At 47.3% G+C, this 12,829-nt stretch carries 11 protein-coding genes; all 11 read right to left on the bottom strand.

Going from position 1 to position 12,829, the window contains the following annotated elements:
• Positions 1-59: 59 nt before the first annotated feature.
• The 11 genes from DWW60_RS06600 to DWW60_RS06550 all read right to left on the bottom strand — a co-directional run bounded on the left by DWW60_RS06600 (position 60) and on the right by DWW60_RS06550 (position 12,781).
• The gene (locus DWW60_RS06600; RefSeq protein ID WP_117874704.1) at positions 60-818 is read right to left on the bottom strand and encodes a 16S rRNA (uracil(1498)-N(3))-methyltransferase; all 759 of its coding nucleotides are present in this window, start codon (positions 816-818) and stop codon (positions 60-62) included.
• Positions 819-846: 28 nt separating this feature from the next.
• Positions 847-1,809, bottom strand: coding sequence for a 50S ribosomal protein L11 methyltransferase (gene prmA / locus DWW60_RS06595; RefSeq protein ID WP_022217233.1), 963 nt, complete (start codon positions 1,807-1,809; stop codon positions 847-849).
• 11 nt (positions 1,810-1,820) lie between these two features.
• Positions 1,821-2,978, bottom strand: a complete 1,158-nt coding sequence (gene dnaJ / locus DWW60_RS06590; RefSeq protein WP_022217232.1) for a molecular chaperone DnaJ — start codon at positions 2,976-2,978, stop codon at positions 1,821-1,823.
• 26 nt (positions 2,979-3,004) lie between these two features.
• Entirely contained in the window at positions 3,005-4,852 is a 1,848-nt protein-coding gene (gene dnaK, locus DWW60_RS06585; RefSeq protein WP_015533135.1) for a molecular chaperone DnaK, read from the bottom strand.
• Between the two features lie 72 nt (positions 4,853-4,924).
• On the bottom strand, positions 4,925-5,590 hold the full coding sequence (gene grpE / locus DWW60_RS06580) for a nucleotide exchange factor GrpE (RefSeq protein ID WP_015533136.1): 666 nt from the start codon (positions 5,588-5,590) through the stop codon (positions 4,925-4,927).
• Positions 5,591-5,627: 37 nt separating this feature from the next.
• Positions 5,628-6,668, bottom strand: a complete 1,041-nt coding sequence (gene hrcA / locus DWW60_RS06575) for a heat-inducible transcriptional repressor HrcA (RefSeq protein ID WP_015533137.1) — start codon at positions 6,666-6,668, stop codon at positions 5,628-5,630.
• Between the two features lie 153 nt (positions 6,669-6,821).
• Positions 6,822-8,120, bottom strand: coding sequence for a radical SAM family heme chaperone HemW (gene hemW / locus DWW60_RS06570; protein WP_015533138.1), 1,299 nt, complete (start codon positions 8,118-8,120; stop codon positions 6,822-6,824).
• Positions 8,121-8,271: 151 nt separating this feature from the next.
• Complete coding sequence (gene lepA / locus DWW60_RS06565) at positions 8,272-10,086, bottom strand: translation elongation factor 4 (RefSeq protein ID WP_022217229.1); 1,815 nt, start codon at positions 10,084-10,086, stop codon at positions 8,272-8,274.
• 135 nt (positions 10,087-10,221) lie between these two features.
• Positions 10,222-11,382 (bottom strand): stage II sporulation protein P, encoded by a 1,161-nt coding sequence (locus tag DWW60_RS06560; RefSeq protein WP_055144023.1) that lies wholly within the window; start codon positions 11,380-11,382, stop codon positions 10,222-10,224.
• Positions 11,383-11,474: 92 nt separating this feature from the next.
• Positions 11,475-12,377, bottom strand: a complete 903-nt coding sequence (gene gpr, locus DWW60_RS06555) for a GPR endopeptidase (protein ID WP_015533141.1) — start codon at positions 12,375-12,377, stop codon at positions 11,475-11,477.
• 92 nt (positions 12,378-12,469) lie between these two features.
• On the bottom strand, positions 12,470-12,781 hold the full coding sequence (locus DWW60_RS06550; RefSeq protein WP_015533142.1) for a hypothetical protein: 312 nt from the start codon (positions 12,779-12,781) through the stop codon (positions 12,470-12,472).
• Positions 12,782-12,829 lie beyond the last annotated feature (48 nt).

Below are 12,829 nucleotides of genomic sequence, written 5' to 3'. Positions count from 1 at the left end.
GAAACCGATATACGTCCGGCTTCAAGCTTCTTTCTTTCACTAATCTCTACAATATTGTTCTAATTGTCCCTGTCGGCACTGAACATGATGATCGACATAACCGCCAGTCCGGCCGTCTCAGTGCGCAGTATCCTGTGTCCAAGAGTTATACATTCCGCCCCGGCCACCATTGCCTGTTCCACTTCTTCCCTGGCAAAGCCACCCTCCGGGCCTATGAATACCCCCAGACTTCTGCGGGCAGAGGACGGTGCTGTCACATCAGCGATGATCTGTCTGGACTTTGCAAGTCCCTCCGCCTCCTCATATGGAATTATATTCATATCAAGAGTCTTCGCCATCTCTATCGCCTGTGCAAATGTTACCGGCTCCGTGATCTCAGGGACGATTCCCCTTCCGGACTGTTTTGCAGCAGACTCCGCTATGATCCGGCATCTCTCAGTCTTCTTTGCAACCTTCTTTGCATCAAGCTTCACTATGGTGCGCGCAGTGAATACCGGAACTATCCGGCAGACACCGAGCTCCACCATCTTCTGTACTATAAGATCCATCTTATCCGACTTTGGATATCCCTGAAACAGGGTAACCTCCACCGGAAGCTCTGCAAAGTTATCATTCACATCCTCGACGTGGCACAGAACCTCGTCTCTGCCAAGCTCCGATATACTGCACGTATAATCTCTTCCTCTGCCGTTACTGACAGTTATCTCCTGACCCACTTTAAGGCGGAGAACGTTCTTTATATGGTTAACGTCTCCGCCTGTTATGCTTATATCTGTTCCTATATCTCTGCCATCTACGTCTACAAAGAATCTGTTCATATTTGATTATTTCCTCTCACACGCTGGTTCATACATGCTTTTTTGCGACAAAGCTTACCCAGTCATTCATGTAGACAGTATCTACGATATCAAAGTTATTGTCAAGAAGAGCCTGTCTGACCTCATCCTCTTTTATGTTTATAATGCCCGATGATATAAAAATACCATCATCCTTCATAAACTTCTGAACTACAGCCGACATTGGAATTATAACGTCTGCAAGGATATTTGCAACTACTATATCATAATTTGCGCCTATTGACTCTACCAGTTTCTGGTCCTCAAGGACATTTCCGCACTTGAATTCCACAGCCTCGGCAGGAATATGGTTCACATCTCTGTTCTCTCCCGCCACATCAACAGCGATCGGATCTATGTCTATACCGAGAACATGCTTTGCACCCAGCTTATTGCAAACAAATGACAGGATACCGCTTCCGCTTCCGGCATCGAGTATCTCATCTCCATCCTTCATGTACTTCTTGAGCTGGCCTATGCACAGTCTCGTGGTCTCATGGGAACCTGTTCCAAATGCTGTTCCGGGATCTATCTCAATAACTATATCCTCATCCGTTGCATCCTCCGGCACTTCCTCCCAGGTTGGCTTGATGATGATATTGTCATACAGTCTGAATGGCTTGAAGTAGGCCTTCCAGTTGTCTCTCCAGTCCTCTTCCTTCGTCTCACTCTCGGTTATCTTGCCTGTTCCGACAGGAAGAAACTCTGACAGCCTCCTGATCTCTGCAGCCACCTTATCCTTTATCTCCTGCACGTCAAATGTATCGTCAAGGAAACAGGACACCTTTGCAGTTCCATCATTTTCCGGCATATCATCCGGCAGGAGATCGACAAACATCGTCTCCATCTCCTCCTCAGTGAGGGGAATATTATCTTCTATCTGAACACCCAAAACGCCTTCCTCTTCGAGGAAGGCGCTTATGAGGTCTTCAGCTTCACATGTTGTATCTATTGTGAGCTTCGTCCATTTCATATATTTTATACCTACTTTTTCTTTCTTCTCTTGTGATCGCCAAATGTAAATGGTCCTGCTGAATCTGTTGCAGGTCTTGTCTCTACAAGTGTTGCCTGCTCATACTGATTTAGGATCTTCTTCTGCTCCTCTGTGAGCTTCTCCGGCACCTGTACAACAAGTGTTACATAGTGATCGCCTCGCTGAGTTGGGTTCTTGAGGTTAGGTACTCCTTTGCCCTTCAGCTTTATACGTGTATCTGTCTGTGTTCCTGGTGGTATGGTGTAATCAACCTCTCCTTCGATGGTGTTGATCTTGATAACTCCACCAAGTGCTGCCTGTGTAAATGTGATAGGCTCTGATGAATACAGATTGTACTCCTGTCTCTGGAAGTTTGGATGACGATCAACAAGTATGGTAACTGTAAGATCTCCTCTCTCACCACCGTTGATACCAGGCTCACCCTTTCCTTTGATTCGGATGTTAGTACCATTGTCTACTCCTGGTGGAATAGCTATCTGTATCTTCTTTCTGCTCTTTACATATCCTGTTCCTGCACAGTTGCTGCACTTGTATCTGATGATCTTACCAGATCCACTACAATCAGGACATGTCTGAACATTACGTACAACTCCAAAAAGTGACTGCTGTGTTGTCACTATCTGGCCCTTACCGCCGCACTTGCCGCAGACCTCCGGCTGGTGTCCCGGCTGTGAACCGGTTCCCTTACATACATCACACTCATCCTTCAGTGGGAGCTCAAGCTCCTTCTGGGTTCCGAATATAGCCTCCTCAAAGGCTACTCTGATGGTGGTCTTGATGTTTGCGCCCTTCATAGGGCCATTTGTATTTCTCTGACGGCTTGCGCCACCGAACATATCTCCGAATATATCTCCAAAGATATCTCCCATGTCTGCGAAGTCAAATCCACCAAATCCGTCGGCACCGCCGCCGTTCTGGTCGAATGCTGCATGGCCAAACTGATCATACTTTGCACGTTTCTCAGGGTCACTGAGGACTGAATAAGCTTCAGCTGCTTCTTTGAATTTCTCTGCAGCCTCTTCATCACCAGGGTTCATATCCGGGTGGTATTTTTTTGCTACCACTCGGTATGCCCTTTTGATCTCGGCTTCAGAGGCTCCCTTGGTTACACCAAGGACTTCATAATAATCGGTCTTTGTCTCTGCCATAGCCTTTACCTTTCATCCTCTATATATTAAACCTCTGTGAAATCTCCATCTACAACATCGCCATCTGAGTAATCAGGTGTGCCTGCACCTGTTCCTGCGTTTGCTCCAGGACCGTTCTGCTCATAGAGCTTTGAGAACAGATTCTGTGCGCTCTCCATCAGCTTATCCTTTGCAGCCTTGATCTTATCTACATCTGCATCGCTCATATTCTCTGCATCTGTGCTGTCTATTGCTGCTCTTAAGGAGTCAAGATCTGCCTTTACGCCAGCCTTGTCAGAATCTGAAAGCTTATCTCCTACCTCGCCGAGTGCCTTCTCTGTCTGGAATGCAAGTGCATCTGCCTCATTTCTTGCCTCGATGCCTTCCTTACGCTTCTTATCCTGAGCCTCGTACTCTGCTGCTTCCTTAACTGCTCTATCGATATCATCATCTGAAAGTGATGTTCCTGATGTGATAGTAATGTGCTGCTCTCTTCCTGTTCCGAGATCCTTTGCTGATACATTTACGATACCATTTGCATCGATATCGAATGTAACCTCGATCTGTGGAACTCCACGTCTTGCTGGAGCGATACCATCAAGTCTGAATCTGCCAAGACTCTTGTTGTCCTTTGCGAACTGTCTCTCACCCTGTACTACGTTGATATCAACGGCATCCTGATTATCCTGTGCTGTTGAGAAGATCTGGCTCTTCTTTGTAGGGATTGTTGTATTTCTCTCGATAAGGTGAGTAGCTATACCACCCATTGTCTCGATTGAAAGTGTAAGTGGTGTAACATCCAGAAGAAGGATCTCGCCTGCACCGGCATCTCCGGCAAGCTTACCACCCTGGATACAAGCACCGATAGCAACACACTCATCAGGGTTGATTCCCTTGAATGGCTCCTTACCTGTAAGTCTCTTAACCTCTTCCTGTACTGCTATGATACGGGTTGAACCACCGACAAGAAGTACCTTGTCAAGGTCTGCTGCTGTAAGTCCTGCATCAGCAAGTGCTGTGTTAACAGGGCCCTTTGTTCTGTCTACAAGATCTGCTGTAAGCTCATCGAACTTAGCTCTTGTAAGGTTCATATCGAAATGCTTTGGTCCATCCTGGTTTGCTGTGATGAAAGGAAGGTTGATGTTGGTTGTTGTAGCTGATGACAGCTCCTTCTTTGCCTTCTCTGCTGCTTCCTTTAATCTCTGCATAGCCATCTTATCGCCTGAAAGGTCGATGCCCTCTGCCTTCTTGAATTCATCAAGCATATACTGTGTAATTGCGTTATCGAAGTCATCACCACCGAGCTTGTTATCGCCGGCTGTTGCAAGAACCTCGATGACACCCTCACCGATCTCAATGATAGATACATCGAATGTACCACCACCTAAATCGTAAACCATGATTCTCTGCTCCTGCTCGTTGTCAAGACCATATGAAAGAGCTGCTGCTGTAGGCTCGTTGATGATACGCTTTACATCAAGACCTGCGATCTTACCGGCATCCTTTGTTGCCTGTCTCTGTCCATCTGAGAAGTAAGCAGGAACTGTGATAACTGCCTCTGTAACCTTCTCTCCTAAGTATCCCTCTGCATCTGACTTCAGCTTCTGAAGGATCATTGCTGAAATCTCCTGTGGTGAATACTTCTTGCCATCTATCTCTACTCTGTAATCTGATCCCATGTGACGCTTGATAGATGAAATTGTCTTATCTGCGTTTGTAACTGCCTGACGCTTTGCAGGCTCACCTACTACTCTCTCTCCTGTCTTCAGGAAACCTACTACTGAAGGTGTTGTTCTCATACCCTCTGAGTTAGCTATAACTACAGGCTTACCACCTTCCATAACTGCTACACATGAATTTGTTGTACCTAAGTCAATACCTATAATCTTACCCATTGTCTTTTCCTCCTAGAAAAAAAATTTACAATATTAAGAAATCTCCCACTCCGTGGGTCCTTCTTATGAAGTTTAATTTGCTACCTTTACCATGCTAAATCTGAGCACCTGATCCTTGTACATGTAACCCTTCTGCATCTCTTCAACGATTACATTCTCTTCGTAGTTGTCATCCTCTACATGCATCACTGCATTGTGGAATGTAGGATCAAACTGTTCCCCGGCGCAATCCATAGGTTTTACACCTATGCTTTCCAATGACGTCATAAGCTGCTTATATATATTTGCAACTCCCGACTCGAATGGTCTGTCCTTATCCTCATCAGGAATGGCTGCCATTGCTCTCTCAAAATTGTCTACCACAGGAAGGAGCTTCTCAAGAACTCCCTTTGCACCTATGTCGTACAATTTGCCTGACTCTTTTTCATTTCTCTGGCGGATGTTCTCACACTCCGCAAGAAGTCTTGTGTACTTTGTCTCTGCATCCTTGCAGCGTTCCTTGAGCTTCTCGTTCTCCTCACGGAGAGCCTTGCCTCCACGTCTGTTCTCCTTTGCAACATGCTGTGGCTTTGCAGCCTCTGCCTGCTCCTCCGGAACGTCAACGGTCTCATCGACCTTGACTTCTGACTCAACGCCATCCTTTATCTCTGCTGAAGCATCTCCAACTATGGTCTCGGCTGCTGTCTGCTCTGTCTTAACCTTCTTGTCGGATGCAGTACTGTTATTGCTATCAGCCATTACATATCCTCCTATTCATCGTTATAATCTTATCTGTCTATCCATTGTTGTTAAATATGTCATCAAGCTCTCCGGTGAGTTCCTTGAGCATGCTCACAACTTTCTTGTAATCCATCCTCTTCGGTCCGATTATTCCTATCGTTCCTTTTGCACCCTCCGGCATCTTGTATGTTGCTGTTACAAGGGAGCAGTCCTTCAGGTTTTCATCGCTGTTCTCCTGTCCTATCAGGATCTGTATGTCGCTGTCCTGCTGGATCACATCCTCCACATGTTTTGCAAATTCTTCTTTGTCCTCTATGTCTTCCAGTGTTCCGAGCAGCTTCTCTGCGGATGACGTGTTCGCCAACTCAGGGTACTTGAGTACATTCGTTGCTCCACTGGTATAAACCTTGAGATCATCGGCCTCATGGATCGCCTCCATGATTCCCTGGAATATCGTCTCAAGGATCTCTGCATATTCACCTGCCTGAACCTTCATGGTCTGTATAAGTTCAAGATTGATATCCTGAAGTGCCGCGCCCTGAAGGAAGGTATTTAGCAGAATATTAAATTTTAAAATATCTTCATTCTTCAGGCTGTACGTCGTCTTGATCAGCTTATTCTTGACTATATTGCCATCAACCATGATGACCGCCAGCAATGTGGTCTCATCAACCTGTGACAACTGGATGAACTTTACTGTGTTGTTGTACTGTGGCATCGTAACCAGTGTTGCGTACTGAGTGTTAGTCGCAAGCACCTTTGCCACCTGCTTGAGAAGCTTCTCAAGCTTATCAACTCTCTGCAGCAGATTCTCTCTCTCTGTCTGATTCTCTGCTTTCTCTTCATTCCTGTCTGCCATGATGCTGTCAACATAAAACCTGTAACCTGCATCCGTCGGAACTCTTCCTGCCGATGCATGTGGCTGGCATATAAAACCCATGTCCTCAAGATCTGACATCTCATTTCTTATGGTAGCCGGGCTGACATTCATGTCGGCCAGCTTGGAAATGGTTCTCGATCCAACGGGCTCTCCAGTCTCCAGGTAATTCGAAACGATCGCTTTTAGAATTCTGACTTTTCTCTCGTCAAGTTCCATACTCTCATTCCTTTTTGCTTTTAGTCTTATTAGCACTCAACATATCCGAGTGCTAACCACTAAACATAATCTAACACTGCCGCCCCCTTTTGTCAACAAAATAACGAATGTTTTTGTGTTTTTTTTATGTTTTGAAGGACGGTCGTGCCAGTATTATTCTATTAAGAAGTCCGCCAGGATCGTGTTGCTTACGTCGATGCCTTTTTTTGTGAGGCGGATCAGGCCGTGGTCATCTTCGAGGTGGCCGGTGGACTTGTATTTATCTATGACGGAGCCGTATATGTCGTAGATGGAGTGTCCAAAGTAGTCGTTGAATTTTTCTGCACTCACACCGGATATCATACGCAGGCCGAGGAACATATATTCCTCCATCAGCCTGTCTGCGTCAAGTTCTTCTTCCACATTGCGCATGTGTTCTATTATATCTCTTGCCTTACCCGAATTTGCGACGTGATCTCCGAATGTCATGAGCTCCCTGTGTCTTGCCATGCCGTCTATGTAGTCTTCCAGACTGGATGTGTTGGTGTAGCGTCTGCCGTACAGGAAGGACGCTGCTCCGATTCCGATTCCTATGTATTCCCCGAGGGTCCAGTAGACTATGTTATGTCTGCACTCGTAGCCAGCTTTGGCGTAATTGGATATCTCGTATCTGTGGTAGCCGCCGGTGCCTAAGAGCTTATTTGTTATGTCGTACATCTGCCTGTCCACGTCCTCATCCGGGATCTGTGACAGCAGGTTCTCATCTGCTGCCAGAGGAGTTCCGTCCTCCACTATGAGGCTGTAGGACGATATGTGCTCCGGCTTACACCTTAATACCTTGTCAAGGGTGTCCAGATATGACCTCATGGTCTGTCCCGGTATGTCTGACATCAGGTCTATATTTATATTGCGAAATCCGGCCTCCCTAGCCATGTCAAATGCGGCGAGGAACTGGTCATAATTGTGTATCCTGCCCAGAGCTTCCAGCTCATTTTTCTGTGCGGACTGAAGGCCTATGCTCATCCTGTTTATGCCATTTGCTATATATTCTGCTGCCTTACGGCTGGTCAGGGTGCCCGGATTTACCTCTATGCTTATCTCCGCATCCTCTGCGACATCGAACAGCTTCCTCACCGTCGTCATTACAAGTGTGATCTCGTCCGGCTCCAGTATGGATGGGGTTCCGCCTCCTATGTATATTGTCCTGACCTTGTGGGTCTCCGCCAAATACGAGTAGCTTTTCAGCTCCTCGCACAGGGCTTCGATGTATTTCTCACGGTACACTCCATATCCCGACATGCAGGCTGCCCCCACCGGAAATGACAGGAAGTCGCAGTATGCACATTTCTTCACACAGAATGGGATATGTATGTATATGCTGAGCGGCTTCTTCTCATATGACTCTAAAACTTCGTCATTATTTGCATCGCCGAAATCCCGATCTGAATTTTCGGTATTTATTATATCTATCATTAGTATCCTTCCTTTTTATTTCAAATATCGTCACCGCATGAAAAAAGCCGCTACTAAGAATGCTCCTGTCAGAATGCTCTCATTAACGGCTTTTCTACGATTCTATTATTTCTTATTTAATATAACCGTGTCACTGTGTTCCCGGTCTTTTCTATTCCTCATCAAGCTTCAGGACAGACATAAATGCCTTCTGTGGTATCTCCACATTGCCCACCTGTCTCATTCGCTTCTTTCCTTCCTTCTGCTTTTCAAGGAGCTTTCTCTTTCTGGATATATCTCCGCCGTAGCACTTGGCAAGGACATCCTTTCTCATGGCCTTGACTGTCTCGCGGGCTATTACCTTGCCGCCTATGGCCGCCTGGATCGGGATCTCGAACAGATGTCTCGGGATCTCGTCCTTGAGCTTCTCGCACATCTTTCTGCCCCTTTCATACGCTGTATCCTTGTGTATGATAAATGAGAGTGCATCGACCTCTTCCTTATTGATAAGGATGTCCAGCTTCACAAGCTCTGAGCGGACATAGCCCTTCATCTCATAGTCAAATGAAGCATAGCCCCTTGAACGCGACTTAAGTGCATCAAAGAAATCGTATATGATCTCGTTCAGTGGGAGGTCGTACTTGAGAAGCGCTCTTGTCTCCTCCATGTACTCCATGCTCTTGTACACGCCTCGTCTCTCCTGGCAGAGCTGCATGATGGCACCCACATACTCTGTTGTGACCATGATCTCCGCATCGACAAATGGCTCCTCCATGTACTCTATGGTGGATGGATCCGGCAGATTCGACGGATTGGTGAGCTCTATCACATTCCCATCTGTGGTATGTACCTTATATACAACGCCTGGCGCTGTGGTTACCAGATCAAGATTGAACTCCCTCTCCAGTCGCTCCTGAACTATCTCAAGGTGAAGCAGTCCAAGGAAACCACATCGGAAACCAAAGCCCAGTGCTATGGATGTCTCCGGCTCAAAGCTGAGCGCCGCATCATTTAACTGAAGTTTCTCAAGGGCATCCCTGAGATCCGGATACTTTGCTCCATCCGCAGGATAGAGTCCGCAGTATACCATAGGCTGTGCCTTCTTGTATCCAGGAAGCGCCTCGTCACATGGCCTGTCCGCCTGTGTGACTGTATCTCCCACTGTGGTATCCTGTACATTCTTAAGGCTGGCTGTTATGTAACCAACCATACCGGCTGACAGCTCATCACATGGGACAAATCTTCCCGCTCCGAATATTCCGACCTCAACCACCTCAGCCTCAGCTCCGGTGGCCATCATCCTTATGGTGGTTCCCTTCTTCACGCAGCCGTCAAATAATCGGCAGAATATGATAACTCCCTTGTAGGAGTCATACAGACTGTCGAATATAAGTGCCTTGAGTGGAGCCTCAGGGTCACCATGCGGTGCCGGCACCTTCTTCACGATCTGTTCAAGCACTTCTTCTATATTAATCCCATTCTTTGCCGATATCCTTGGGGCATCCTGTGCCTCTATTCCAATTACATCCTCGATCTCGTTCACGACCCTCTCCGGATCTGCTGACGGGAGGTCTATCTTGTTGATGACTGGCATGACATCAAGGTCATGATCCAGCGCCAGGTATACATTCGCCAGGGTCTGCGCCTCTATGCCCTGTGCGGCATCAACCACAAGTATGGCTCCCTCACAGGCTGCCAGACTTCGAGATACCTCATAATTGAAATCCACATGTCCCGGAGTGTCTATGAGATTGAATATGTACTCCTGTCCATCATTGGCATTGTACACGATCCTGACACACTGTGCCTTGATGGTGATTCCACGCTCCCTCTCAAGATCCATATTGTCAAGAACCTGATTCTGCATCTCCCTGCTGGTCAGAGTTCCGGTCTTCTCTATGATCCTGTCGGCAAGTGTTGATTTACCGTGATCTATATGCGCTATTATACAGAAATTTCTTATCTTTGACTGGTCTAAATGCTCCATGTTTTCACATCCTTATCTATGTCCCGCGCCTTGTATGTGCAGGCTCTTTTATTCTTATACTTGTCTTACTCGCATTTGACGTTAATATAACATGTATGAGCATATAACTGCAAGTGCCAATATGCCACTTAATCCTCACTTCAGAAGCACCTTTGCAAGCATTGCGGCAAATGGTTCGATGGCGTTGTATTCCTCCTCCACCGTGTTAGTCTGTGCGCCTATCTCTGCCAGCATGGCGTGCGGCATGAGATCCATGTTGTACCGGCTCGTACTTATGTATATCTTGCGCATCATGTCGCCGTAATTTGCCCTGCCCGCCAGATAGGTCTGAAGTGCAAATGCCATGTTGTCGACCTTGTTGTCATTGCTCCAATAGTCCACATCGTTGCCATCCTCGTCACGGCACATACCATTTAACAGCATGATCTGTGCTGTGGGCTTTCCATCCACATCTGTAACCAGATGTGTGTCATCCGGCACACCATCCCTGTGGAGATCTATGATGACCTCTATCTCAGGATTGTCCTTAAGTATCTGTGACACACCTTCCCTCGAATAATCATAGGAAGCGTTCCTGTCAAGAACCCCTGTCATCATGTCATATGCCGTGGTGTCGTGGTACACCGGTATGCCATATGTATCCGTGAGTATCTCCGCCAGGCGGTTGCCAAGTCCTATCACCGTGTCGTCAACCTCGCCCGGTCTTGAGTCCGCAAATGCCTCAGAGCCGTGGGTGTGATATATCAGAACCTTGTATCCGCCCGTGTCCATATCCAGCGACAGATCTTTGCCGAGCAGATTTTCCGCATCCAGCTCGTCTTTTTTTACGCACTTAGGGTATGTGGCGTTATAACAATATGAAAGGAGTGTATCTGCGTCCATACCTATATAAGAGCTCATTATATCCGCCATGGCCGACACAGTCCTGGCATCAGCGGATCTCTGCGCAGCTTCTGTGGTCTCAGTGCTGGCAGGCGCAGAAGTCTCTGAAGTCTCCGCCTGCGATGATGCCTCACCTTCGGAATCCGCATCCTCCGTCTGGTATGTCCTGCCCTCCTCGCACACCTCCCTGACCTGAGATTCCCAGTAATCCATGTAACAGTACACATCCGGCTCAGCCGCACCGGGGCTGTATATACTCTCGCCTGTTTCACCCGAAGAACTGCCATATATCCCGCTATACACCAGCTTCCACACATCATCAGTTATCCCGGTCTTTATCAATATCCCCGCGCACACCAGAATCACCCACGCAAGTATATACACAGTCTTCGTATGAAGCTTTCTGTCCGACATACATTTCCACCCCTTTTGAATATGCTATGGCCTCTGTTATCCATTATTCAAATATATGAGTGTACGTGCCAAATGATTCCCTGTATTTTTCTCTACATCGCTATGGCATTTATCGCCTCAGATATCGTAAAGCTGATGCGGCGCACTAGCTCGTCTATATTTTTCGGGGTCACGAACATATCCGCCATATCCTCGTCCAGAAGATTGCACGCTATCTGGTATCTCTGCTTCTCCGTGAACTCCCTCATGATCCTGCGCCCGTAGGTCTCGTTAAATGCATCAGCCACCTCATCCAGCGAATCGTCTATGATGGATGGAACGGAGATGACTGTCGGAACACCGACTGCGATCACGCGTCTGCCAAGGTTGTCTGAGCTCAGTGTCTTTCTGTTGTTGCCGACACCGGAGCCGGGGCTTATACCTGTATCCGTGAGCTGGATGGTGCATCCGAGTCTCTTGCTGCTTCTGGCCGCCAGGGCGTCTATTGCAACCACGATCTCCACGTCTATCTCATCGCATATTCCCCTGACTATATCCACAGTCTCTATTCCGGTCTGTGCCATGACTCCCGGACATATGGCACTCATGACCAGATCTGGCTTTCCCGGAGTGTCCAGGTGCCTTGTCACATACAGATTGTCTATGACCAGCGGGCCTATGGAATCCGGGGTGACCTGCCTGTTGCCAAGTCCGACCACCAGTATATTTCCCGCATGCCCCATGAGCTCCCTGAGTCTGCCCTCAAGCTCCGCCCTCAGAGGTTCATGTATGGACTCCTCATATTCCTTAAGCTTGGAACACTCTATCGTTATATATTGTCCCTTTGCCTTTCCCAGATTTTTCTCCCCTATCTCATCCAGAACCGTTATGGTGGTGGTCTTGATGCTCCTGTCCTCATTCACAACCGTCTTCACCTTGACCCCAGGCATATTTCTCCTGTCGGCTACATTTTCTCTGAGCTCTATCGCAAGATCCGTACGTATCTCCCTATTCATATGCGTCCTCCTTACATAACCCATTACATGTATAATAAAATACCCCGGCGGATGCATTTTTATGTATCCGCCGGGGCATTCCACGGTAAATCTTACATTACCTTGCCAAGTATTCTGTTGATCACTTCAGGATATCCGCACACCCTGAGTACAGGTGGCTCCCACTCCAGGGATGCCGTCTGATAAAAGCATGTCGACACACCGACTTCTATTCCGCCCTCCATCTCCGATGATCTTACGATCCTTCCAAATTTCTTCTTGTCCTTAACAAGTCCCCAGGCGGCTTTGTTGATGGTAAATTCCACCACCGGGTAGCCTCCCACATATCCTGTCACCTTTGCGTCGTCCACATATGACAGCTCGTCCTTCCAGTATTCAACCGCTTCGTCTATTGATGCAAACATATATCTTCTCCTGTTTATTCTGCACTTTTTTATATTTATTATGCTTTT

The organism is Coprococcus sp. AF16-22 (genome assembly GCF_003461545.1).
Classification (GTDB): domain Bacteria; phylum Bacillota; class Clostridia; order Lachnospirales; family Lachnospiraceae; genus Coprococcus; species Coprococcus aceti.
This window is presented reverse-complemented; position numbering and strand designations above follow the sequence as displayed.

Bases quoted from the DNA above. Each gene is read 5' to 3' on its own strand.
- DWW60_RS06600 (WP_117874704.1), bottom strand. From the start codon at position 818: ATGAACAGATTCTTTGTAGACGTAGATGGCAGAGATATAGGAACAGAT.
- prmA (WP_022217233.1), bottom strand. From the start codon at position 1,809: ATGAAATGGACGAAGCTCACAATAGATACAACATGTGAAGCTGAAGAC.
- dnaJ (WP_022217232.1), bottom strand. From the start codon at position 2,978: ATGGCAGAGACAAAGACCGATTATTATGAAGTCCTTGGTGTAACCAAG.
- dnaK (WP_015533135.1), bottom strand. From the start codon at position 4,852: ATGGGTAAGATTATAGGTATTGACTTAGGTACAACAAATTCATGTGTA.
- grpE (WP_015533136.1), bottom strand. From the start codon at position 5,590: ATGGCTGATAGCAATAACAGTACTGCATCCGACAAGAAGGTTAAGACA.
- hrcA (WP_015533137.1), bottom strand. From the start codon at position 6,668: ATGGAACTTGACGAGAGAAAAGTCAGAATTCTAAAAGCGATCGTTTCG.
- hemW (WP_015533138.1), bottom strand. From the start codon at position 8,120: ATGATAGATATAATAAATACCGAAAATTCAGATCGGGATTTCGGCGAT.
- lepA (WP_022217229.1), bottom strand. From the start codon at position 10,086: ATGGAGCATTTAGACCAGTCAAAGATAAGAAATTTCTGTATAATAGCG.
- DWW60_RS06560 (WP_055144023.1), bottom strand. From the start codon at position 11,382: ATGTCGGACAGAAAGCTTCATACGAAGACTGTGTATATACTTGCGTGG.
- gpr (WP_015533141.1), bottom strand. From the start codon at position 12,377: ATGAATAGGGAGATACGTACGGATCTTGCGATAGAGCTCAGAGAAAAT.
- DWW60_RS06550 (WP_015533142.1), bottom strand. From the start codon at position 12,781: ATGTTTGCATCAATAGACGAAGCGGTTGAATACTGGAAGGACGAGCTG.